This window comes from Streptomyces sp. AK02-01A, assembly GCF_033795305.1.
Lineage (GTDB): Bacteria > Actinomycetota > Actinomycetes > Streptomycetales > Streptomycetaceae > Streptomyces.
Genome location: NZ_JARBAE010000002.1, coordinates 21,858 through 43,878, shown reverse-complemented (window position 1 = coordinate 43,878; position 22,021 = coordinate 21,858). Strand labels below are relative to the sequence as shown.

General features: G+C 70.2%; 17 protein-coding genes and 1 pseudogene. 9 read left to right on the top strand and 9 right to left on the bottom strand.

The window, feature by feature from the left end:
- Positions 1-49: 49 nt before the first annotated feature.
- The 4 genes and pseudogenes from PV679_RS02620 to PV679_RS02605 form a co-directional block, all read left to right on the top strand.
- Positions 50-1,426 (top strand): annotated as a pseudogene (locus PV679_RS02620) (alpha-amylase); the annotation flags it as partial.
- Positions 1,427-1,561: 135 nt separating this feature from the next.
- Positions 1,562-3,658 carry a regulator gene (locus PV679_RS02615; RefSeq protein ID WP_319678739.1) on the top strand — a complete coding sequence of 699 codons (2,097 nt, stop codon included), beginning with the start codon at positions 1,562-1,564 and terminating at the stop codon, positions 3,656-3,658.
- Positions 3,659-3,710: 52 nt separating this feature from the next.
- A complete protein-coding gene (locus PV679_RS02610) occupies positions 3,711-4,394 on the top strand; it encodes a DUF4230 domain-containing protein (RefSeq protein WP_319678557.1) in 684 nt (227 codons plus the stop codon).
- Between the two features lie 131 nt (positions 4,395-4,525).
- Positions 4,526-4,843 (top strand): hypothetical protein, encoded by a 318-nt coding sequence (locus PV679_RS02605; protein WP_416069637.1) that lies wholly within the window; start codon positions 4,526-4,528, stop codon positions 4,841-4,843.
- A gap of 41 nt (positions 4,844-4,884) precedes the next feature.
- Here the strand turns inward: PV679_RS02605 and PV679_RS02600 are convergent, their stop codons facing one another.
- Positions 4,885-6,819 carry a hypothetical protein gene (locus PV679_RS02600; protein WP_416069636.1) on the bottom strand — a complete coding sequence of 645 codons (1,935 nt, stop codon included), beginning with the start codon at positions 6,817-6,819 and terminating at the stop codon, positions 4,885-4,887.
- Between the two features lie 87 nt (positions 6,820-6,906).
- Here PV679_RS02600 and PV679_RS02595 point away from each other — a divergent pair, with 87 nt between their 5' ends.
- The gene (locus PV679_RS02595; RefSeq protein WP_319678556.1) at positions 6,907-7,347 is read left to right on the top strand and encodes a hypothetical protein; all 441 of its coding nucleotides are present in this window, start codon (positions 6,907-6,909) and stop codon (positions 7,345-7,347) included.
- A gap of 16 nt (positions 7,348-7,363) precedes the next feature.
- Here the strand turns inward: PV679_RS02595 and PV679_RS02590 are convergent, their stop codons facing one another.
- On the bottom strand, positions 7,364-8,833 hold the full coding sequence (locus PV679_RS02590) for a DUF1996 domain-containing protein (protein ID WP_319678555.1): 1,470 nt from the start codon (positions 8,831-8,833) through the stop codon (positions 7,364-7,366).
- A 175-nt stretch (positions 8,834-9,008) separates the two neighbouring features.
- Positions 9,009-9,659 (bottom strand): response regulator transcription factor, encoded by a 651-nt coding sequence (locus PV679_RS02585; protein WP_319678554.1) that lies wholly within the window; start codon positions 9,657-9,659, stop codon positions 9,009-9,011.
- A gap of 181 nt (positions 9,660-9,840) precedes the next feature.
- Between PV679_RS02585 and PV679_RS02580 the strand changes: the two genes are divergently transcribed.
- A complete protein-coding gene (locus PV679_RS02580; protein ID WP_319678553.1) occupies positions 9,841-10,290 on the top strand; it encodes a DUF4259 domain-containing protein in 450 nt (149 codons plus the stop codon).
- A gap of 87 nt (positions 10,291-10,377) precedes the next feature.
- Here PV679_RS02580 and PV679_RS02575 read toward each other — a convergent pair whose 3' ends face one another.
- On the bottom strand, positions 10,378-11,364 hold the full coding sequence (locus PV679_RS02575; protein ID WP_319678552.1) for an NAD-dependent epimerase/dehydratase family protein: 987 nt from the start codon (positions 11,362-11,364) through the stop codon (positions 10,378-10,380).
- Positions 11,365-11,479: 115 nt separating this feature from the next.
- Here PV679_RS02575 and PV679_RS02570 point away from each other — a divergent pair, with 115 nt between their 5' ends.
- Both PV679_RS02570 and PV679_RS02565 read left to right on the top strand, forming a co-directional pair.
- Complete coding sequence (locus PV679_RS02570) at positions 11,480-12,172, top strand: hypothetical protein (protein ID WP_319678551.1); 693 nt, start codon at positions 11,480-11,482, stop codon at positions 12,170-12,172.
- Positions 12,173-12,228: 56 nt separating this feature from the next.
- Complete coding sequence (locus PV679_RS02565) at positions 12,229-13,707, top strand: PepSY domain-containing protein (protein ID WP_319678550.1); 1,479 nt, start codon at positions 12,229-12,231, stop codon at positions 13,705-13,707.
- A gap of 73 nt (positions 13,708-13,780) precedes the next feature.
- Here PV679_RS02565 and PV679_RS02560 read toward each other — a convergent pair whose 3' ends face one another.
- The gene (locus tag PV679_RS02560; RefSeq protein WP_319678549.1) at positions 13,781-14,392 is read right to left on the bottom strand and encodes a winged helix-turn-helix domain-containing protein; all 612 of its coding nucleotides are present in this window, start codon (positions 14,390-14,392) and stop codon (positions 13,781-13,783) included.
- Positions 14,393-14,759: 367 nt separating this feature from the next.
- Positions 14,760-15,779: a glutamine synthetase gene (gene glnII, locus PV679_RS02555; protein WP_319678548.1), complete on the bottom strand. Its 1,020-nt coding sequence runs from the start codon at positions 15,777-15,779 to the stop codon at positions 14,760-14,762.
- 565 nt (positions 15,780-16,344) lie between these two features.
- Between glnII and PV679_RS02550 the strand changes: the two genes are divergently transcribed.
- Entirely contained in the window at positions 16,345-17,259 is a 915-nt protein-coding gene (locus PV679_RS02550; protein ID WP_319678547.1) for a Gfo/Idh/MocA family protein, read from the top strand.
- A gap of 153 nt (positions 17,260-17,412) precedes the next feature.
- Here the strand turns inward: PV679_RS02550 and PV679_RS02545 are convergent, their stop codons facing one another.
- From PV679_RS02545 to PV679_RS02535, 3 genes are all read right to left on the bottom strand, one after another.
- Complete coding sequence (locus tag PV679_RS02545) at positions 17,413-18,492, bottom strand: WxL protein peptidoglycan domain-containing protein (RefSeq protein WP_319678546.1); 1,080 nt, start codon at positions 18,490-18,492, stop codon at positions 17,413-17,415.
- Between the two features lie 113 nt (positions 18,493-18,605).
- Complete coding sequence (locus PV679_RS02540) at positions 18,606-20,582, bottom strand: metallophosphoesterase family protein (RefSeq protein WP_319678545.1); 1,977 nt, start codon at positions 20,580-20,582, stop codon at positions 18,606-18,608.
- 128 nt (positions 20,583-20,710) lie between these two features.
- Complete coding sequence (locus PV679_RS02535) at positions 20,711-21,919, bottom strand: HupE/UreJ family protein (protein ID WP_319678544.1); 1,209 nt, start codon at positions 21,917-21,919, stop codon at positions 20,711-20,713.
- Positions 21,920-22,021 lie beyond the last annotated feature (102 nt).

Below are 22,021 nucleotides of genomic sequence, written 5' to 3'. Positions count from 1 at the left end.
CCGCACCATCCGTCATCCGCACATCCCCCACCTCAGTGCAGGAGGAACCATGGTCCGCAGATATCTCGCCGCCGCGCTCGCCCTGGTGGCCGGCGCCACCGCCCTCGCGGTGCCCGCCGGGACCGCCCAGGCGGCGCCGCCCGGCGGCAAGGACGTCACCGCCGTACTCTTCGAGTGGAGATTCGACTCCATAGCCAGCGCGTGCACGGACACGCTCGGCCCGGCCGGTTACGGCTACGTCCAGGTCTCGCCGCCCCAGGAGCACATCCAGGGCGGCCAGTGGTGGACCTCGTACCAGCCCGTCAGCTACCGGATCGCCGGCCGGCTCGGTGACCGCGCCGCCTTCACGGACATGGTGAACACCTGCCACGCGGCGGGCGTCAAGGTCGTCGCCGACAGCGTCATCAACCACATGGCGGCCGGTGACGGCACCGGTACGGGCGGCTCGCCGTACACCAAGTACAACTACCCCGGCATCTACTCGGGCGCCGACCTGGACGACTGCCGCGCGCAGATCACCAACTACTCCGACCGCGCGAACGTACAGAACTGCGAGCTGGTCGGGCTCGCCGACCTGGACACCGGCGAGGAGTACGTACGCGGCCGGATCGCGGCCTATCTGAACGACCTCCTCTCGCTCGGCGTCGACGGCTTCCGGATCGACGGCGCCAAGCACATGCCGGCCACCGACCTCGCCGCGATCAGAAGCCGGCTGAGCGACCCCGGCGCCTACTGGAAACAGGAAGTCATCTACGGCGCCGGCGAGGCGGTCTCGCCGACCGAGTACCTCGGCACCGGAGACGTACAGGAGTTCCGGTACGCGCGAAGCCTCAAGCAGGTGTTCACCAACGAGAACCTCGCCTACCTGAAGAACTACGGCGAGGGCTGGGGCTTCATGGCGAGCGGCGAGTCGGCCGTCTTCGTGGACAACCACGACACGGAGCGCGGCGGCGACACCCTGAGCTACCGGGACGGCGCGAACTACACGCTCGCCAATGTCTTCATGCTGGCCTGGCCCTACGGATCGCCGGATGTGCACTCCGGCTACGAGTTCACCGACCGCGACGCGGGACCGCCCAACGGCGGCACCGTCAACGCCTGTTACAGCGACGGCTGGAAGTGCCAGCACGCCTGGCGCGAGATCTCGTCCATGGTCGGCTTCCGCAACACCGTGAGCGGCACGGCGGTGACGAACTGGTGGGACAACGGCGGCGACCAGATCGCCTTCGGACGCGGCGACAAGGGCTATGTCGCCGTCAACCACGAGAACTCCACGCTCACCCGCACCTTCCAGACCTCGCTGCCCGGCGGCGACTACTGCGACGTGCAGAGCGGCCGGCGGCTGACGGTGAACGGCTCCGGACAGTTCACCGCGACGCTCGGCACGAACACCGCGGTCGCGCTGCACACGGGCGCGCGCGACTGCTGAGAACCCGTCCGGGCCCTGAGGATCCGGTCAAGAGCTGATCTCGACCGGAAAGGATGAACCCTCGGTCGCTTCTGTGTGTTTCCCGCCATGGGTACCGGCTCTGGTTCCCAACTGGGCCAGAATGTACCCGTGGTGGGGAACCTTCCCGAAGAGACGACCAGCTTCGTAGGTCGCAGGGCCGAACTGGTCCTCCTGGAGCACGCACTCGAAGAGCACCGGCTGATCACTCTGACCGGCAGCGGCGGTGTGGGCAAGAGCCGGCTGGCGCTGCGCGCTGCCGAGGTCGCGGCCGGACTCACGAACGCACCTCGCACCGAGCGCCCGGACGGACCGGCCACCGAGCGGGCCAGGGGCCGCCATCCCGACGGAGTGTGGTGGGCGGACCTCTCACCGCTCTACGACGACCGGCTGCTGCTCGCCACCGTCTCCGACGCCGTCGGGCTCTCCGACTACTCGCTGCGGATGCCCATCGAGGCGCTCTGCGAATGGCTCGCGGACCGGCGGCTCCTGCTCGTCCTCGACTCGTGCGAACGCATAGTGCCCGCCTGCGCCCATCTCGTCGGCGAACTGCTCACCGCCGCGCCCGGCCTCACCGTCCTCACCACCAGCAGACAGCCTCTCGGCGCCAAGGGCGAGTACTGCCTTGAAGTACCGCCACTGCCGCTGGAGGGCGACGACGAGGTCCTCCAGCTCTTCCGCGACCGCGCCGCCGACGCCGCGCCCCAGGTGTCCCTCGACGATCCCGGGACCGCGGCCGCCGCCGTGCAGATCTGCCGCCGGCTCGAAGGCATCCCGCTCGCCGTCGAACTCGCCTGCGCCCGGCTCGACGAGAACTCCGTCGAGCAGATCGCCGACCTGCTCACCTCCCGGCTCGACATACTCACCAACGAGAACGTATGGCCCCAGCGCCACCGCGCCCTGCGCACCGCCATCGGCTGGAGCCACGAACTGTGCGCACCGCTGGAACGCCTGCTCTGGGCACGGCTCTCCGTCTTCCGCGGCGACATCGAAGCGGTGGACGCGCAGGCGGTCTGCGCCGGCGGTCCGCTCTCCGCCGAGGCCATCACCACGGCCCTGACCGGACTGATCGCCAAATCCGTGGTCCGGCAGGACGGCACCCGCTACCGGATGCTCGACACCATTCGTGAGTACGGCTTCATGTGGCTGGCCGAACTCGGCGAGGAGCGGCTGCTCACCGACCGGCACGCCGCACACTTCGCCGAGCTCGCCCGGCAGGCCCACGACGGATGGTTCGGAGCCGAACAGGTCGCCTGGTACCAGCGGATGGCCGACACCCACGCCGACCTGTGCGCCGCACTCAACCACCTGCTCGCCGTCGATCCGGAGGCGGCCGTCGGCATGGCGGGACGGGTCTGCTTCTTCTGGTTCTGCTGCGGCCATCTGCACGAGGCCCGGATCTATCTGGAACGCGCGCTGGCCGCCGACGACACCGTCGGGCCGCACCGCACCCGCGCCCTGTGGGCCCTCGGTATGACGGTCGTGCTCCAGGGCGACCACGAGACCGCGCACCGGCTCGGCGAGCAGTGCAGCATGGCCGCGTGGCGTGACCAGGACCCCGAGTCGATGCTCTCCGCGGCCTACCTCCTCGGCATCACGTACATGATGATGAGCCGTCCGCAGGCCGCCTACACCGTGGCCGACCGCGCCCTGCGCGCGCTGCCCGGCGAACCCTTCGACTCCCGCTCGCGACTGCGCTGCCGGCTGATCCGGATCTTCGCGCTCACCGCGACGGGACGGCTCGACGAGGCGGGCGAGGAGGCGGCCGATCTGCGGCGGCTGTGTCTGGAGCACGAGGAGTACTGGACCCGCTCCTACGCCGACTACCAACTCGCGCTGGTACGCCTGCTCCAGGGCCGGCCGCACGAGGCGGAGGGCCACGCGCGCTCGATGGTCAACGCCAAGCGCCTGCTGGGCGACAGCTTCGGTATCGCGCTCGGCCTCGATCTGATGGCCGCCGCGTTCGCCGCGCAGGGCGACGGTGAACGGGCCGCGCACGCGTACGGCACCGGCCAGGCCTACTGGCGCATGGTCGGTCATCCGCAGCGCGGCACACCGGAACTGGCGCCGGTGCGCGCCGAGTGCGAACGGCAGGCCCGCGCGGCGGCCGGGAATCTCGCGTACGAGGACGCGTTCCACCGGGGTCTGGTCGACGACGGCGAGAGCGGACTCGCCCGCGCGCTGCTGGGCCATCTGCCGTCGGAGAGCTGAACGGGCCCGGCTGTTTCCGTGTGAACCGCGCCGTGCTGGAAATCTGGTAGGTATGACGTCCACCGAGGTGAAACCGGAAGAGCCCAGGAGCCGGACGCGCGCCTCGCGGCTGTCCCGCTGGGGCAAGCTGCCCATCGCACTCGTCGTCGTGGCCGCGCTGCTGTTTCTCGGCAGCCGGCTCGATCTGCTGCCCGGGTTCGGGGACCTGTTCGGCGAAGAGACCCAGGACCGCACCGGGCCCACGCTGCTGCGGTCCATCCAGGACCTGGACCGGTACGAGGCGGCCTCGGGCAACTTCCAGGTCGTCGTCGACCTGGAGAAGGACGCCACATACCTGCCGGACGCGATCCGCGGCACCCGGACCCTCTATGTCGGAGCCGGCACGGTCGGCGCGTATGTCGACTTCGGCGGGATCGGCGAGGACAGCGTCCAGGTCAACGAGGCCCGTACGGCCGCGACGATCCGGCTGCCGCACGCCCGGCTCGGCAAGCCCGCGCTGGACCCGGACCGTTCGTACGCCGTCTCCAAGGAGCGGGGACTCCTCGACCGGCTCGGTGACCTCTTCTCCGACAATCCGGCCGACGAGCGCGCCGTGAACCGGCTGGCCGCACAGCACATCGGCGACGCGGCCAAGGACAGCGAACTCACCGCCCGCGCCGAGAAGAACACCACCGGCATGCTGGAGGGCCTGCTGCGGTCTCTCGGCTTCACCGAGGTCAAGGTGGTCTACGCCTGACCGGCGGCCACCGCTTCCGGACGGCCGTCCCGCGGCGTGTCTCCGGTGTCCTGTCCGGCTCGCCATGTCCGGTCGTCGGACGCACGGCCTGACGGGCGGCCTTCGCGGAGTGTCCGTTACGCTCCCGGTCCATGAGCGCATCTGACCACGAGGCCATGGACACGCCGATACCCGAGCCGGAACAGGAAAGAGCGGGCCTGACGCCACGTCAGGCCCGCGCCGTCCGCGTCGCGCTCGCGTCGGTGCTGCTGGTGGCGATGGCGGTGCTGCTCGCGGTGCGGCTGGCGCAGCGGACGTCCGTGCTGGTGGTCGGTGTGTACGGGCTGGCGATGATCCTGTGCGGTGTGGTCATCGAGCTGAGCCGGCACGGGCGTACGCGGCTGGCCAGCTGGCTGCTGGGCGTGGGCCTGGTGGCGGCGCTGGGCGCGGACTGGCTGCTGCTGCCGTGAGGTGAGGGCGCGCGGTGCCGCGCGCCACCGACTCGTGACGCTCAGCGCAGTGACTCCACTCTGGTGCCGTCCGACACATGGCCGTACAGCTCCGCGCCGGCGCCTCGGGCCGCGCGTACCGCCAGCAGAGCGCCCTTCGCGCTGCCTCGCACGCCGCCCTCCGTGGCCACTGAGCGGAACTGTCCGCTGCCCGCCGCCAGTACGTACCAATGGCCGCCGCGCGACTTCCACAGGACACCCGCCAGCACCCGGGGATCCCGGACGCCGCACGCCGGTGTGTCCTCGGCGCGCGCCGCGACCGCGCCCGGCGCCGCCGGCTCGCGGGACGGCGCCTGGAACTGTGCCATCACCCGGCTCCCGGTGCCGCGCCAGGTCTCCGCGCGCGTGCACAGCCAGGCCGCGGCGCCGTTGGCCTCCGGCAGCGGCTGGCGGGCGTACTGCCAGGAGTTCACGGACCGTACGCCGTGCGAGCGCACCGCCGGCAGCAGACAGGCCGTCCGGGCCCAGGCCGCGCGGTCCGCCGGGGCCGAGATGTCCTTCGGCGCGGACGGCGGCCCGGACGTCAGCCGCGCCGGTGTCAGCTCGCCGAGGTCGGTCAGCAGCCGGTCGGTGGTCCTGTCGCGTACATCGAGCGTGTCCCAGGACCGGCAGTCCCGGGCCGTCGCCGGGCTCGGCAGCGGATCGGTCACGCCGTCCCGGTCGCGGCGCAGCGGCCGCGCGGAGCCGTCGGGGTCGAGCAGATCCCGTACGGAGGTGCGCCGCAGCCACGGCGCCGTCAGATAGCGGACGTTGCCGTCCGAGCGGCCGACGACCAGCGCGCCGGAGACGGTGGCGTCCGCGCCGTCGACCCGGGCGAAGTCCAGAGCCGCGGCCTCGCCGCCGCGCGCGGACTCCGCGTACCGGACGATCCGCATCCCGTCGTGGAAGAGCACCACCCGCGCGCTGTCGACCCTGCCCGCGTACAGAAGCTGCGGCGAGCCCATCGGAGGTCCGGAGGGAGTGGCCGGGGTCGCGGAGACCTGGACGGCGGCGCCGGGCCGGGCCCAGACGGCCAGCGCCCGGCGCAGCAGGCCGTGATCCCGGGCCAGCGGGCCGCGGGTGGGCCAGACGGAGAAGTCGGTACGGGCGGAGATCTCCCATGCGGCGGGCGCGATCCGGCGCACCTTGGCCGGGTCCAGGGCCGATTCGGCCGCGGGGTTGCGGGCGTACGGCGGCGCCGCGGCGCCGTCAGGGCCCCATCCGTCACCGGGCAGAGCGAGAAGCGCTCCGCAGACCAGCGCGGCCGCGGTGGCGGCGGCAGCGGCCCTGGCGTACCGGCGGCGGCGCAGCAGATCGGTGGGCCGGGCCTGGAGCGAGCACGGGTCGAACTCGGGGGAGAGCAGCAGAGCGGCGGCCTCCGGCGCGTCGACGCCGTCCGCTCCGGCGAGCGCCGCGTCCGGATCCTCGGTCCCGGCCGCGGCGAGCACGCGCCGTACCTCCGGATCCGGCAGATCCTCCAGGGCGCGCAGCACGAACGCCGCGCGGGCCGGGCACGAGAGGCCGGACAGCCGCTGGTCCAGAGCGAGTTCGTCGGCGCCGCCGGCGCGCGGAAACAGCCGCAGGCCCCAGACGTGCGGCAGCAGCGGCGGCAGTTGGGCCCGCTTGGGCCAGACCGGCCGGCGCAGTGGACGTCCGGCGTCCAGGGCCTGGCGCAGCACCCGGCCGCGTACATAGGCGAAGCCGGGCTCGCGCGCCGGGACTTCGGAGCCGTCGCCGGCCGTACGGCCGTGCGGCAGTGAGCGCTGCACCAGCGCGTGCGCGGTCAGTACGCGCCGGTTGCGGCCCAGTGACGGCGGCAGGACGAGATAGGCGATCCGTACGAGACGGGTGTAGTGCTCGACGAGGGCCGCCTCGGCCTGTTCGATACCGACGGAAGTGGCGTACGGGCCTGAGGAGTCGGCGGGCTCTGGAGTGGTGACGGCTTCGTGTGGGCGCACGCTGAGGGAACGAGTGGATGGTCCGATGGTCACTCCGGTGCGGACGTTTCTCCACGCGACACGGTGCGCACGAGGCACGATGGGCGCATGCGTACGGAACGACCCCGAGTGGTACTGGCAGTCCTGGCCCTGGTTCTGGCGGCGGGCTGTGGCGCGAACGACGACGAGGCTCCCAAGGTGCCGAAGACGGCGACCGGGAGCCTCGAACAGATCGCCTCGAAGGCGGAGTGCGAGCCGGACATCCAGACCGACGCGACCGAGCTGCGGCAGGCCAACTGCGTCACCGGCGACGGGAAGTACGTGCTGGCCACCTTCGCCACCGACCGCGGCCAGCGGGAGTGGCTCAACGAGGCCAACGACTACGGCGGTTCCTACCTGGTCGGCAGGAAGTGGGTCGCGGTCGGGGACGCGAAGGTGGTCGCGACGCTGCGCGGCCGGCTCGGCGGGACGGTGGAGACCGGCTCGTCCCACCACCGCCCGGCGGGCGGAGGCGGGCACGAGGGGCACTCCGGTCATCGCATGAACTGAGCCGCGCCGGTCCGGATCAGCGGCATGCGCGCCCGCTGTTCAGGCAGCTCACCACCCTGTTCATCAGGCGCTCGTCGAAGACATTGATGAAGTCGCCGTGGTCGGTGACGGGCTTGTGGAGCTGCTCGGGAAAGGAGTCCACGGCGAAGCCGGGCCCCGGCGGCACGTTGTAGACAATGCGCTGCTGGAGCTGTGGAATCGCCTGGAATCCGTTCTGGCAGCGGCCGTTCCGATCGGCGAAGGCGACATGGGTGCGGTGGTTGGCGCTGTCGGTGTTCTGGCCGTCCCAGCAGCTCTGGAACTTGAATGTACGGACCACCTTGCTGCCTCTGGGACAGATCGGGTATTTGTCCTTGAGCTGGCGGTTCTCGAATCCGGTGCAGCTCCAGGAGGCATTGGCGTTGGCGTCGCCGTTGACAAACGCCTTCGCGTCACCGGTGATGATCCGCAGAAAACGCGGCATGGCGGTGACCCGGGAGACCGGGCTGCCGACGAATTTCAGGGTGACTTGAGCCGGAGTCTGGATCTCTCCGACATTGCCTTCCTTGCCGCCGCCGTCCGCATTGACATCGGCTTCGTCCTGACCGTTCTGGAGACGGAGCACAGGCCAGTAGTAGGTCGACTTGTCACCTTGATTACGGCAACTGCTCTCGCCGGCGGCGAGAGCGTCGTCGCTCGCGAAGGCGTCATTGGCCTGATTACCCACGTAATCATGCATATGGTGAGCGCCATTGCTCACACCTGGGGCGACGATGACATTGTCCGAATTGAACTTGCCGGCCTCGTTCCGCCCGCATTCGGTGGTGAAAGCACCTCTCGAAGCTCCGCGGCGCGGCCGGGGCTGCTGGACGTTCGGCCGGACGGACTTGATGTCGACGAAGTCGGACGCCTCCGGGCCGTTGCCGGCCGGTGCGCCGTCATCCTCACCGGGTGCCTCCTGGCCGGGGGTTTCCTGGCCGCTGCCCGGGCCGGGCGGCTGCCCGCCGTCACCGGCCGGCGCGCCCGCGTTGTCGTCGGCCCGCAGCGTGCAGGGCGCGAGGGCCTCCAGGCCCTGCGGGCGCTCCGCGACCCGGCTGATCGCGACGGCGATCCGGTCCAGACCGGCCAGACGCTTTTCCTTCAGCGGATCCAGGATCGCGTTGTAGGCCAATGCGGGATCCTGTTCGATCCGGGCCTTCTGGTCGGCGAACTGCCGGTAGGCGTCCGTGATCTGGCTGTCGATCGCCGCCAGTTCCCGGTCGACCTCCGGGCGCGCCGGTTCAGGAACATCCGTGACCTCGTTCGCGACATCCGGACAGTCGATGGTCGACATCGCCTGTCCGGCATTCTCGGTCTGCTGCTGTGCCGGTGGCTTGTCGGACCATCCTTCACCCGCGGACGCGTAGACATTGACCGCCACCAGCCCACCCCCGCCCAGGAGCAAGGCGGCGGAAGCGACAATCGCCCGCTTTGCCAGGGTGGAGCGTTTTCTCGATGTGCGTCCCATGGAACTCCTCAAGCTTCGTTGCCGTTTACAGGGAAATCTTGGCAGGGGGGAAGCGAAGCGCTCCGTTCCATACGGACGGCAATGGCGGCGTGTTCAGCCGCTCGATGAATTCATATGAATCTCCGTCAGCAAACCGGGCGGATACGCCTCATTGCGGTGCGAGCCGCGCGGGAGATCACCGGCCGTGGTCCAGATAGGCGAGGACCGCCAGGACCCGGCGGTTGTCGTCGTCCGACACCGGCAGGCCCAGCTTTCCGAAGATGTTCGAGGTGTGCTTGGCCACCGCCCTTTCGGTGACGACGAGTTGGGCGGCGATGGCGGCGTTGGACCTGCCCTGCGCCACCAGTTCCATGACCTCGCGCTCGCGAGGCGTCAGACGCCCGATCGGCCTGTCCTGCCCACGGCGGGAGAGGAGTTGCGAGATCACCTGCGGATCCATCGCCGTACCGCCGCTCGCCACTCTGCGTATCGCGTCGACGAACTGATCCGCGTCGAAGACCCGGTCCTTCAGCAGATAGCCGATCCCGCCGTCGCCGTCCGCCAGCAGCTCACGCGCGTACAACTGCTCGACATGCTGGGACAGGACGAGCACCGGAAGGCCCGGACGGGCGCGGCGCGCGGCGAGGGCGCACTGCAGGCCCTCGTCCGTGTGGGACGGCGGAAGCCGGACGTCGACGACGGCGACGTCCGGCTCCAGCTCGGCGAGGGCCCTGGTCAGTTCGGGCCCGCTCTCCACCGCCGCCAGGATCTCGAAGTCGTACGCCTCCAGCATCCGGACCAGACCGTCACGCAGCAGGAAGAGATCTTCGGCCAGCACAACTCGCAAGGCATCTCCAGGAGCACCGTGGCGGGGCCGCCGGCGTGACAGCCCTCGGGATGCCGTCGAATGTACCGAGCCGGCCGGCCCGGAGCCCTCGCGCGCTGAGCGCGGGGTATTGGCGGCGGATTGTCAGTGCCTCGTGGCACGATCGGGACGTCCGGATGAAGACCGACCAGGGGGCGGACCGATGGGTACGTGGGACACGGGGCATTTCGACAACGACAGCGCGGCGGACTTCGCCGGAGAGCTGGACGGATCCGCCGCCGGAGAGCGGACGGACCTCGTGCGCGAGGCGTTGCTGCGCGCGATCGGCGCCGGCCGACTGGACGACGAGGACGGGGCGGTGGCCGTCGCCGCGGCGGCGCTCGTCGCGGCGCAGTGCCCCGGCGGCCCGCCCGTGGAGACGGTCTACGGCCCCGACGAGCCCCTGCCGCTCTTCCCTGCGGAGCTGGGCGGACTCGCGGCCAGGGCCCTGGACCGGGTCCTCGCGGACGGCTCCGAGCTGCGTGGCCTGTGGGCCGACGCGGAAGGTGAGAGCGGCCCCTGGCTGCGCGGTGTCACCGCGCTTCGAACGGCGCTGACGGCAGCGGCGTCCGGGATACCGGGAGCGCCGGAGATGGCCCGGGAAGCGCACTGACCCGGAGCCGTCGGCTCGGTCCCGCCGGTCCGGTCGTCCCGGACCCGGCGGCCGGGGCCCGCGGCCGGTCCGGGCCGCGGGCCCGGGTCAGAGGTTCAGCGCCTTGGCCTCCAGCTCGGGAGCGAGACCGAGCTGCGGACGGTCCGGGCGCTGGGGCGCCTCGCCACCGATCGAGGTGAGCCAGGTCCAGGTGTCCGACACGGTCTCGGCCAGCGGTCGGTACCGCAGGCCGGCCGCCAGGGCCTTGGAGACATTGCCACCGAGCAGGGTGTCGTGCAGAGGGCCCGGCGGCACCCAGATCGGCAGGTCCGACCAGGACTTGATGCCCGCGGCGGTGATCACCTCCGGATCGGTCCAGCGCAGTTCCGCGTCGGAGCCGGTGACCCGCACACAGGTGTCGAGCAGTTCGCCCATGGTGGTGTATCCGGGCGGACTGGCCAGGTTGTACGCACCGCCCAGACCCTGCCGCAAGGCGTCCAGGGTCCACTCGGCGAAGTCGCGTACGTCGATGTACTGAAGCGGGTTGTCGCGAGGGCCGGGCGCCAGGACGGGACCGCCTCTGGAGATCCGTCCCAGCCACCACGGCAGCCGGCCGATGTTCTCCCAGGGACCGATGATCAGGCCCGGGCGCAGCAGCAGGGCCCGGTCGCCGAAGACCGCCTCGGCGGCCAGCTCGCCGCCGCGCTTGTCCTGCGGATAGCGGGTCTGTCCGGCGTCCGGCGACGCGCCCTCCACCACCGGACCGTCCTCGGAAAGCCCGGCCGCGGCGGGATACGCGTACACCGAGCGGCTGGAGACATACGCGAACCGGCCGACGCGGTCCGCCAGCAGCCGCGCCGCCTCGTGCACCGCGGACGGCGCCGCCGACCAGGTGTCGACGACCGCGTCCCACTCGCCCTCGGCGAGGGCCGCCAGACCGTCCGGGGCCGTACGGTCGCCGACCAGCCTGGTCGCACCGGCCGGGGCCGTGTGCCGTCCGAGATGGAAGACGGTCACCTGCCATCCACGGGCGAGCGCCTCCTCCGTGACCGCCCGTCCCACGAATTCCGTACCACCGAGAATCAGGAGTCTCATGAAAATGACTCTGCCCGCCGCGCGGCGGCGGGGCCATACGATTCCGCCGCAAGTGGAATCGTGGGCTTTTGGGATCTGCCCCAGGTGCCCACCGGGATGGCAGCATGTGCGGACCATGACAGATGCCCGGTCGCCGATGCGCGCCTTGCGGGCCGCGGTCTTCGCGGCGGTGTGCGTGACGCTGGCGGCGGCGGGCCATTCGTTCACATCCGGGCATGAGATCCCGTTCGATGCGCTCTGGACCGCTTTCGGAGTGACCGGAGTCGGGGCCTGGCTCGCCGGCGGACGCCGCCGCGGTGTGCGCGCCATCGGAGCCGCGCTCCTCACCGTCCAGGGGGCGCTGCACCTGATCTTCGCCGGGAAGCTGCCGTACGGCCTGTCCTCGCCGCCGCACGGTCCTCATGGCGACGGCGCCACGGGCATGCGCATGGACCCCGCCATGAACATGGACGCGGGCACCGGCGCGGACCCGGCGGTCCCGGTCGCGGTCCTCGACGGACCCGCCGGAATGATCGCCGCGCACCTTCTCGCCGCCGCCGTCTGCGCGCTCTGGCTCGCCCGGGGCGAGGCCGCGCTCTTCCGGCTCGCACGCGCCGCGGGCGCGCCGGCCTTCATCCCGCTCCGGCCGCCGCTCACCGCGGTCCGGCTGCCCGCGCCGCCGGAACCGGTACGCACCGGACCCGCGTCCCCGGCCCCGCACCGAACCGCCGGCGTCGTCCTCGCGCACACGCTGTCGCGACGCGGTCCGCCCGCGCCGCGGACATCTCGCGCCACGGCCCCGGAAGCCGCCGTCACCACCACTGTCTGACCTCTGGCAGGCCCGGGGCCCATGTCCCCATGCCGATGCCGACTCCTAGGACAGCCATGGCCATTGACGACCCCGTACAGGGCACCGAGACCGAACGGCCCACCGCCGTATCCGAGACCACGACGGACACTCCGTCCGCCTGGAGTTCCCTGCGCCCGCTCGTGCTGCGCCTGCACTTCTACGCGGGCCTGCTGATCGCGCCCCTCCTGCTGGTCGCCGCCACCAGCGGGCTCCTCTACGCCCTCTCCTTCCAGGCGGAGAAGGTGGTCTACCGGCATGAGCTGCGGGTCCCGGCCGGTGACCGTACCGTCCCGCTCTCCGCCCAGCTCGACGCCGCCCGAGCCACGCATCCGGAGGGCACGGTCACCTCGGTGCTTCCCTCGTCCGAGGACGGCGCGACCACCCGGGTCATGATGACCACGCCGACGACGGAGGAAGGCAAGTCCCTCGCCGTCTTCGTCGATCCGTACACCGCCGAGATACGGGGAGAGCTGACCAGTTACGGCAGCTCGGGCGCGCTGCCGCTGCGCACCTGGCTCTCCGAGCTGCACCGTCATCTCCACCTGGGCGAGCCGGGCCGTATCTACAGCGAACTCGCCGCGAGCTGGCTGTGGGTGGTGGCCCTCGGCGGACTGCTGCTGTGGACCGGCCGGAAGCGGGCCTCGAAGCGGGCGCTGCTCAGGCCCGAGCGGGGCGCCACCGGCCGCCGCAGGACTCTCTCGCTGCACGGTTCGCTCGGGCTGTGGGCCGTCACCGGGCTGGTGCTGCTCTCCGCGACGGGCCTGACCTGGTCGCGGTTCGCGGGCGAGAACATCGGCGCGGTGCAGGACCAGCTCGGCGGCGCCACACCCGTCGTCAGCGCCACGCTCGAAGGCGGCGGCGGGTCGGGCGGTGCCGGCCACGAGGGACACGGCAGCGGCGGCGGATCCCATGAGGGCATGGAAGGCATGGAGGGCATGGAAGGGATGGAGGGGATGTCTGGGAAGGAGATCAGCGTCGACCTGGCCGTCGTCGCCGCCCGCCAGGCCGGCCTCGACGGTCCGCTCGCGGTGACCCTGCCGGTCGAGGGCAGCGGTTATGTCGTGGCGGAGACGGACACCCAGTTCCCGGTCCGTCTCGACTCGGTCGCCGTCGATCCCGCCAACGGCATGATCATGGACGAACTGCGGTTCGCCGACTATCCGCTGCTCGCCCAGCTCACCCGCTTCGGTATCGACGCCCACATGGGAGTCTTCCTCGGGCTCGTCAATCAGCTCGCACTCGCGGCTCTGGCTCTGGCACTGATCCTGATCATTTTCTGGGGCTACCGGATGTGGTGGCAGCGCAGGCCCACCAGAGGCCGGAGGCTGAGCGCGGGCCGGGCGATACCGCGCGGTGCCTGGCGCAAGGTGCCACCGGCCCGGCTGGTGCCGGTCGTGCTGGCCGCGGCCCTGGCCGGCTGGTTCGTCCCGTTGCTGGGCATCAGCCTGGTGGCCTTCCTCGTCCTGGACGGAGCGCTGGGCCTGCTGTCCCGCGCCCGCGCCGCACGCGGCTAGGGCCTGTCCGGACCTCGCGGCTGTACGGAGCACTGCCGGTCGCCGGGCGGGGCTCCGTACAGCCGGGTACCGCTCAGGGCGCGTATTTGTATCCGACCCGCCGCACCGTCTGGATGGTGTGGCGATGCTCCGCTCCCAGCTTGCGGCGCAGCCGCGCCACATGGACATCGACGGTCCGCCCGTCGCCCACATGTCCGTAGCCCCAGACCGTGGTCACCAACTGATCGCGGGTGTGTACCCGGTGCGGATGCGCCACGAGATGGGAGAGCAGTTCGAATTCGAGATACGTCAGGTCGAGCTGCCGCCCGTCGACGCCGGCGGTCCGCTGGACGCTGTCGATCACCACAGGACCGCCACGGCTTCCGGTGTCGGCGGAGACATAGGGCGCTGAAGCCGCCAGCACGGCCGCCTGCTGATCGGCCGGCACGAGTACGAGATAGCCGATCATCGGCGGCTGTCCCGGCAGCGAGGGCAGGGTGTGCGGGGGAGCGGGCAGCCAGGTGGCGCCCGGCGGCAGGAAGTCCACGACCTGACCGGCCGGGAATCCGGCCGGCGGACCGGCGGAACCGCCGGCCGGGACGGTCTCGTCACGGTCGACGGCCCGGAGCCGGTGCCGGCCGGACGCGGCCGGCTGCTGGCCGAGTGCGGCGGCGCTCGCCGCGGAGAAGGAACGGGGGTTCGCCATGGAGGGTCAGCTCTTTCGCGCGAAGGAGTCGTCAAGTCGACAGGACGGACGGGACGTACGTCATGCGCGGCGGCCGAAGGCCAAGAAAGCTTTAGAGGGCCGGCGCGTTCCTTGCGCGGCAACACACCCGGTCGAAGTCGTGATGCTGCCGGGACGGCCAGAACGGCTCAAGGTCGGTGCGACCTGTCGCGGTTTGTTCGAAGCTGGCCATGGACCCATTGAAGCAGATACCGGAGGAGCGCAGCAGGCACCTTTCGGCTCTCCTGACGTCCGGACCGAGTGACGGGCAGCACAATGAGGGGGCGACCGCCGTACGGGCGGCCGCCCCCTCATGGAGCCGGTGCGACAAGCGCGCTGAGCCGGACGGTCAGACCTGGCCGGCCTTCTCCAGCGCGGTGCAGCAGGTGTCGACGATGAGCCGCGTCACCACGTACGGGTCGACGTTGGCGTTGGGACGGCGGTCCTCGATGTAGCCCTTGCCGTCCTGCTCGACCTGCCACGGGATACGGACCGAGGCACCGCGGTTGGAGACGCCGTAGCTGTACTCGTTCCACGGGGCGGTCTCGTGCAGGCCGGTCAGCCGGTCGTCGATGCCCGCGCCGTAGTTCTTGACGTGGTCGAGCGGCTTGGAGCCCTCGCCCAGCGACTCGCACGCGGTGATGATCGCCTCGTAACCCTCGCGCATCGCCTTGGTCGAGAAGTTGGTGTGCGCGCCCGCGCCGTTCCAGTCGCCCTTCACCGGCTTCGGGTCGAGCGTCGCGGAGACGTCGAAGTCCTCGGCGGTGCGGTAGAGCAGCCAGCGGGCGATCCAGAGCTGGTCCGCGACCTCCAGCGGCGCCAGCGGGCCGACCTGGAACTCCCACTGGCCCGGCATGACCTCGGCGTTGATACCGGAGATGCCCAGGCCCGCCTTGAGACAGTTGTCCAGGTGCGCCTCGACGATGTCACGGCCGAAGATCTCGTCCGAGCCGACACCGCAGTAGTAGCCGCCCTGAGCGGCCGGGAAGCCGCCTTCCGGGAAGCCGAGCGGGCGCGTGCCCTTGAAGAACGTGTACTCCTGCTCGATGCCGAAGATCGGCTCCTGGCCCGCGAACTTCTCCGCGACCTCGGTGAGCCCCGCACGCGTGTTGGACTCGTGCGGAGTCATGTCGATGTTCAGGACCTCGCACATGACGAGGACGTCGTCCCCGCCGCGGATCGGGTCGGGGCACGAGAAGACCGGCTTCAGCACCCGGTCGGAGGCGTGGCCCTCGGCCTGATTGGTGCTGGACCCGTCGAAGCCCCAGATGGGCAGCTCGGCGCCGTCCGTCAGGATCTTCGTCTTCGAGCGCAGCTTCGCTGTCGGCTCGGTGCCGTCGATCCAGATGTACTCAGCCTTGAAGGTCACGGGCCTCATCCTTTGCGGGTGCAGCAGTTTTAACCCGAAGCCTCGCAATATGTGATTTCCCGGCTGTTGCCTCACTGTGAACCACGTGTTACTCAGGCTTCTTTTGTTTCAGCGATCCCGAGCCGGGCAACTGCCCGCGCGGCCGCGTGGTCATTCGGCGACGACTCGGATCCGGTGTCCGGGAGCACGCGCGCCGGTCCGTCACGGCCGGTGCCCGAGACCTCGGCCGTAGATACCAAGTGCCCCTGTCCAGTGGCCGGTTGACTCGCCGGGTGCCTGCGCCTGATCCGTGCCCCGGGACGCCGGAGCGTCATGAGGCACGCCGTCCGCACGGTGAGTTTGTGATCGTTTTCGAAGCGCCGCTCTCGCCGGTCGGACGGACCGGCGGACGCAAACGGCATCGCTCGTACGAGACCGTCCGGTGCGTCCGTACGGAGGAGTATGGGGCCGGGAACAGCTCGCGCGCCAGTGCCGCTCGGTGTGGCTCGAAGCGACCGGCGCCGCTGTCCCGCTTTTTGCCCTCCCGGGCCTCTCTGTACTGCGCGGACGCGGCACACTGAGCGGCATGAGCAAGCCACGTATCGGACTCCTCGGCACCGGCCCCTGGGCGGAGCTCGCACACGCTCCCGCCCTCGCCGGCCATACCGGAATCGAATTCAGCGGCGTCTGGGGGCGGCGTCCCGAGGCCGCCGCCGCCCTCGCCGCCGCCCATGGCACCACCGCCCACTCGGGAGAGGCGGGACTCGACGCACTGTTCGCCGAGAGTGACGCCATAGCCTTCGCTCTTCCGCCGGACATCCAGGCGCCGCTCGCGGCACGCGCCGCTGCCGCCGGATGCCATCTCCTCATGGACAAGCCGGTCGCGACGACCGTGGCCGCGGCCCGCGAGGTGGCGGACGCGGTGGCGAGCGCCGGTGTCTCCTCGGTGGTCTTCTGCACCCTGCGGTTCGCGGCCGACACGGCCGGCTGGATCGACGAACAGGCCGCGAAGGGAGGCTGGTTCACGGCGCACGCGTACTGGCTCGGCTCCCTGTACGGCGAGAGCGCCGACGACAGTCCCTTCGCCGAATCGCCCTGGCGCCGTGAGAAGGGCGGTCTGTGGGACGTCGGCCCGCACGCGCTGTCCGTACTCATTCCGTTGCTCGGCGATGTGACGGAGGTGACGGCCGTACGTTCCGAGCCCGATCTCACGCATCTGGTGCTCCGGCACACCTCGGGCGCGGCCAGCTCGGCGGCGCTGAGCCTGAGCGCGCCGAAGGAAGGCGGCGGTACGGGGATCGAAGTGCGCGGCGAGCACGGTGTGGCCGCGCTGCCGGAGAGCGTCAGCGACCCGGTCGACTCGTTCCGGAACGCGATCGACGCGCTGCTGGAGTCGGTCCGTACGGGACAGCCGCACGGCTGCGACGCACGGTTCGGGCTGCGGCTGACGGAGATCCTGACGGAGGCCGAGGAGCGCGCGGCGGCGCGGGCGAAGGAGTAGCCGGCTCGGCGGGGTGTGCGCCATGAGGCCCGGCGGCGCACACCCCGCGCCCGGGCTGTCCCGGGATCTGTCCGACGGCGGGCGGCGCCATCCGCCGGACAGGGACGGTCAGGTGCGGTCCGGTGGGTCGTGTCCGTCGACGCACGCGGACGGTCAGCTCTTCTGCGTCTGCTGGTCGCGGAGCGTCTGCTCGACGGCCTCCCGTACGCGGGCGTCCTCACGCAGCTTGCGCCGTGCGCGGTTGCGGCGCGAGACGACGAGCGCTCCGACGATGACCGCGATCACCACGACGAGCAGCACCAGCAGCGTCCACGGGACGGCCCAGCCGTGCGTCGTGGCCTGGACCGGCTTGAGCGAGGTGGTGGAGCCCGACGCGTCGGCGAGCACGGGAGTGAGGGTCGCGGTGGCGGCCAGGCTGACTCCGGGCGCCACGCCGTGCACGGGCACCTTCACCTTCCAGCTCTCACCCGGCAGCAGCTCCGGCGGCGGTGCGATGCCGCCGGCGTTGGTCCGCAGCCAGCCGAACGGGCCGGAGACCGACACCGCCTGCTTGGCCGACAGCATGGCGTTGCCGGTGTTGTGGATCGTGTAGGTGACGGTGGCGTCGCCCTTGGCGAACGGGTTGAACGAGCCGTCGTAGTCGACGTGGAGGTCCTCGACCGCGAGTGTCGGCTTGAGCTCGCCGCTGACCCGCAGCTTGACCCGGATGCCGAGGCGCCGGTCGACATTGATGCCCTCGGCGTCGTCGGCCTGCTTCAGGGAGGTGAGGACACCGCCGACGTAGTCGCCGGGCGTGGCGTTGTCCGGAACGGTGACCGTGAACGGCACGTTGGCGGACTTACCGGGCTGGATCACGACGCTGTCGCGGTCGGCGTGGACCCACGCGCCGATTCCGACGGACTTCTTGTCCTTGGTGAGCAGGTCGAGCCGGCCCATGTCGGTGGTGAAGCCGTCGGCGGCGTAGACCGCGAGTTCGAGCGGGGACTTGCCGCGGTTGGCGACGGCCATGGTGTCCTTGACCTGTCCACCGGGGTTGACGTTGTAGCTGAAGCTGGACCGGTCGGCGCCGTAGCTGTTCGAGGCCGTCCTGACCGTCCAGGTGACGTTGCCGTCCTCTGCCTGAGCGGTGCCGGCGGACAGGCCGGCGACGGTCAAGGCGGTGAGCAGGACCAGGACGGCGGTACGAATGAGGGCGGCGACGGTGGTCGTCCGGCGTATTACGGGCGCGTGCATCGGGGTTCTCCTGGAGCGGGAGGCGGGGCAGGACACCAGAAGGTGCCCACCCCGCCAGGTGAGGCGGGGCAGGCACCGGAAGGCGCCTGCCCCGCCAGGTGGAACAGGTCCGATCAGCTGCTCAGCGCAGTGATCGTGAGGGTGGCACGGTAGCCACCCTTGTCGACGCTGTCCGGGATCTTCAGACCCAGGTCAGCGCCCAGCTTGGCCGAACCACGGGGGTGGCCCTGCTCGGCCGAACCGAGGCCGCGCGAGATGGACAGACCCTTGCCCTGGTCGTCGTAGCCGGAAGCCACCGGCTCGCTGGCCACGGCACCCGCGCCACCGTCAAGGAGGTGCGGAGCCCAACCGAGGTAGGAGCCGGAGAACGTCTTGTCGGCGTCCTTGAAGTCACTCACATTGGCCGAGACCGACCACGGAGCGAGCGAGCGACGGCTGTCCGACACGAGGATCGGGTTGATCTTGCCACTCGCCTCGAAGTGGTCGCCGTTGCGCTCCTGGGCGGTGCCGAGGTCCACCAGGCCGTTGTAGCCGTCGATCGTCCAGCCGAACTCACCCGGAGCGGCGTTCGGCACGTTGACCTGGAGGGACTGGCCGTCACCGTTGTACGGGTGCACGGTGACCTTGTCGACGAGCGAGCCGACGGGCTGGTCGGCCGTGGTGTTGTTGCACCAGGAACCCTGCGAGACCTCGGAGTTCGGGGCGTCACAGGTGCCGCTGCGGACGTTCTCGACGACGAGCTTGTCGTTGCGCACCTGCACCTTGACGTAGGTGCGGACGTGCTCCTGGTTCTGAACCGAGTTGTACCAGTAGCTGTCCGGGTTCAGCGGGTCGGCACCGTTGCCGGCGCCGCTCGTGCCGCTGCTGTCCGGCTTCGTGATGTCGTAGTACTTCGAGCCGGAGGCGGAGTTCGCCGTCACGTAGAGGACGCCACCAGGACCCGGGTACACGTCGGCGGCGCCGGGCTTCTCGTCCGGGTTCGCCTTCTCGCTGTTCTTGATCAGGTAGCTGCGGGAGTAGCTGTGGTCATGGCCCTGCAGCACCAGGTCGACGCCGAGCTTGGAGAACGTGGTCGGGAAGTCGACCCGACGCGTCTTGTTGTCGCCGTCCTTGGCGTGCGAGGCCGGCGAGTAGATCGAGTGGTGGTACGTGAGTACCTTCCACTTGGCCTCGGAACCGTGCTTGTTGATGATGTCGGTGACGTAGTTGATGTGCGCCGCGTCACCGCCGCCACCCTGAGAGGTGGCGTAGCTGTTGCTGTTGAGGTCGATGAACAGCACATCCTTGTAGATGTACCAGTAGTCACCGCCAGAGGTGTTGGACTCCGGGTTCCCGTTGGAGTACAGCGGGCCCGAGCGGTCGGTGTTCGGGGTGGAGAAGTGCTGCTCGTAGGCCTTGCCGCCGACGTCGTGGTTGCCGATGGTGGCGGCCCACGGGTACTGACGCAGCTTGTCCGGGGCCAGGAAGGAGTTCCACTGGGACTCGTTGTTGGCGCTCTCGACCTGGTCACCGCCCGACACCAGGAGTTCGGAGTTGGGGTTGGCCGCGAGAGCGACGTCCACGGTGTCCTGCCAGCCGGCCTGGTCCTGTGCCAGGTCGCCGGACGAACCGATCTGCGGGTCGCCGAAGAACAGGAAGTCGTAGTTGCCTTCGAAGTCCTGTGTCTTGAAGGAGTACGCCGTGGACCAGTTGCCCTCGGTACCGACACGGTAGGAGTACGCCGTGTTTTCCTTCAGGCCGGTGATCGTCGCGTGGCGGTTGAAGCCGCCACTCGTGGCGATGTTCGCTCCGCCGATGGCGTCGAAGGTGGCGGCGCCGGCCGGGAACTCGCCGTTGACGAGCTCAGTGGTCGGGGCGACCTGGAGCTTCTGCGCGGTGTCGGCCGAGGAGTACCACGTCACGGTGCGCTGGGTCTCGTTGGCGCCCACACCGAGGATGATGCCGGTGAGCGAAGCGGGCTCGGCGGCGGCGGCGGGGGACGCCATGCCGCTGCCGAGGGCCACTGTCAAGCCCAGGAATGCCGCTGTGGCGCCTGTGGCCAGGCGGCGCCGCACAAGCCCGGAGGCCTGCGTCGGGGTGCTCAATTTCATCGGTTTTTCGTTCCTTTTGCGCACACTGAGGTGCATGAATGGAGACCGTTAAGGTCTCATCGCCTGGTTAACTAGTCATAAATACGATCTTGGGACTGGTTGAACTTTCTACGGGGTCTGAGGCGGTCTCAGAACCCGAACACCCGTTGCATGAACCACACCAGCCCCATGGCGGCCACACCCGCGGAGATCGCGCCGGTGGCCCAGAGGCCGGCTGTCGGCGCCCGGTGGCGCAGCACGGTCAGCAGCGGGAAAACGATGGCGATGATCGCCAGTTGCACGCCCTCAATGCCCACGTTGAACACCAGCAAGGACCACAGCAGGGTCCACGACCACGCCTGGTCGATGCCCAGCGCGCCCGCGAAGCCCAGGCCGTGCACGAGGCCGAAACAGAACACGACCCCGAGGCGGGTCCAGCCCGCACGGTCCAGGCTGAAGTGACTGCCCTCCACCGCCTCCAGGTCGGCGGCATGGCCGCCGCGCCGCCAGATCCGCCACAGGTACCAGCCGGCGACCACGGCGATCGACAGCGCGATGACGGGCTCCACGACCTTCGACGGCACGTCGACCAGACCGAGGGCGGCGAGCATGAACGTCACCGAGTGCGCCAGCGTGAAACTCGTGGCCGCGAGCACGATCTCGCGCAGACGCCGTGAGCCGGCGATGAGCGCCAGCAGGAACAGGATGTGGTCGGTCCCGGTCAGCAGGTGCTCGGCACCCAGGCTGAAGAACTCCCAGAACCGCTCGTACCACGACTGACCCAACGAGAAGGACGGATGAGCGGCGTCGAGCGCGGCGCTGCCGGCACGGCCGTCGATCTCGTAGGTGACGATCGTTTTGGTGCTGGTGACATAGCCCTCGGAGTCGGGGAACAGTCCACTGCGCAGTACGTGATCGTCGCCCGGCCCGGCACAGGTCCAGTCGAGCAGCAGAGCGGCGTACGGCACGCCCTCCTGCCGGGTCATCGTGAAGTCGCCGACCTGGGTCGGCGTACAGACCTTGCCGTCCAAGGAGACCGGGAAGCGATCGGTGACATATTTCACGGCCGACTTCGAATGGGCGTTGAGCGCCGCGGCCTGTTCTTTGGTGTCACCGGCTTCGAATGCGGCGTTTCCGGTCTGGAAGAGCTGATCGTCGTCCTCGTAGTCGGCGGCGGAGGCGACGAAGAGGTCGTATTCGAGCTTCAGCGTCGTCCGTATATGGCCCTCGTCACCTGCGGTGACATGGGCGTACACGACCGACGTGAACCCGTGGGCGAACGCCGGCTGCCCGACGCTCAGGAAAGTGATTACCGCCGCAGTGATCCCGATGATGCTGAGGCGGACCCGATGTGACATGAGGGCTCCTTGAGGTTGCCAGTGCACGTTCCATGTCACGGATGAACAGGATCAGGCTCGCGGGCGAATTACGGAAAAACAAAGCCGAGAACGACACCCGTG

What these genes read in the sequence shown, in the direction of transcription:
- PV679_RS02610 (WP_319678557.1), top strand. Translation starts at nt 3,711, where the DNA reads ATGACGTCCACCGAGGTGAAACCGGAAGAGCCCAGGAGCCGGACGCGC.
- PV679_RS02605 (WP_416069637.1), top strand. Translation starts at nt 4,526, where the DNA reads ATGAGCGCATCTGACCACGAGGCCATGGACACGCCGATACCCGAGCCG.
- PV679_RS02595 (WP_319678556.1), top strand. Translation starts at nt 6,907, where the DNA reads ATGCGTACGGAACGACCCCGAGTGGTACTGGCAGTCCTGGCCCTGGTT.
- PV679_RS02590 (WP_319678555.1), bottom strand. Translation starts at nt 8,833, where the DNA reads ATGGGACGCACATCGAGAAAACGCTCCACCCTGGCAAAGCGGGCGATT.
- PV679_RS02580 (WP_319678553.1), top strand. Translation starts at nt 9,841, where the DNA reads ATGGGTACGTGGGACACGGGGCATTTCGACAACGACAGCGCGGCGGAC.
- PV679_RS02575 (WP_319678552.1), bottom strand. Translation starts at nt 11,364, where the DNA reads ATGAGACTCCTGATTCTCGGTGGTACGGAATTCGTGGGACGGGCGGTC.
- PV679_RS02570 (WP_319678551.1), top strand. Translation starts at nt 11,480, where the DNA reads ATGACAGATGCCCGGTCGCCGATGCGCGCCTTGCGGGCCGCGGTCTTC.
- PV679_RS02565 (WP_319678550.1), top strand. Translation starts at nt 12,229, where the DNA reads ATGGCCATTGACGACCCCGTACAGGGCACCGAGACCGAACGGCCCACC.
- PV679_RS02560 (WP_319678549.1), bottom strand. Translation starts at nt 14,392, where the DNA reads ATGGCGAACCCCCGTTCCTTCTCCGCGGCGAGCGCCGCCGCACTCGGC.
- PV679_RS02550 (WP_319678547.1), top strand. Translation starts at nt 16,345, where the DNA reads ATGAGCAAGCCACGTATCGGACTCCTCGGCACCGGCCCCTGGGCGGAG.
- PV679_RS02545 (WP_319678546.1), bottom strand. Translation starts at nt 18,492, where the DNA reads ATGCACGCGCCCGTAATACGCCGGACGACCACCGTCGCCGCCCTCATT.
- PV679_RS02540 (WP_319678545.1), bottom strand. Translation starts at nt 20,582, where the DNA reads ATGAAATTGAGCACCCCGACGCAGGCCTCCGGGCTTGTGCGGCGCCGC.
- PV679_RS02535 (WP_319678544.1), bottom strand. Translation starts at nt 21,919, where the DNA reads ATGTCACATCGGGTCCGCCTCAGCATCATCGGGATCACTGCGGCGGTA.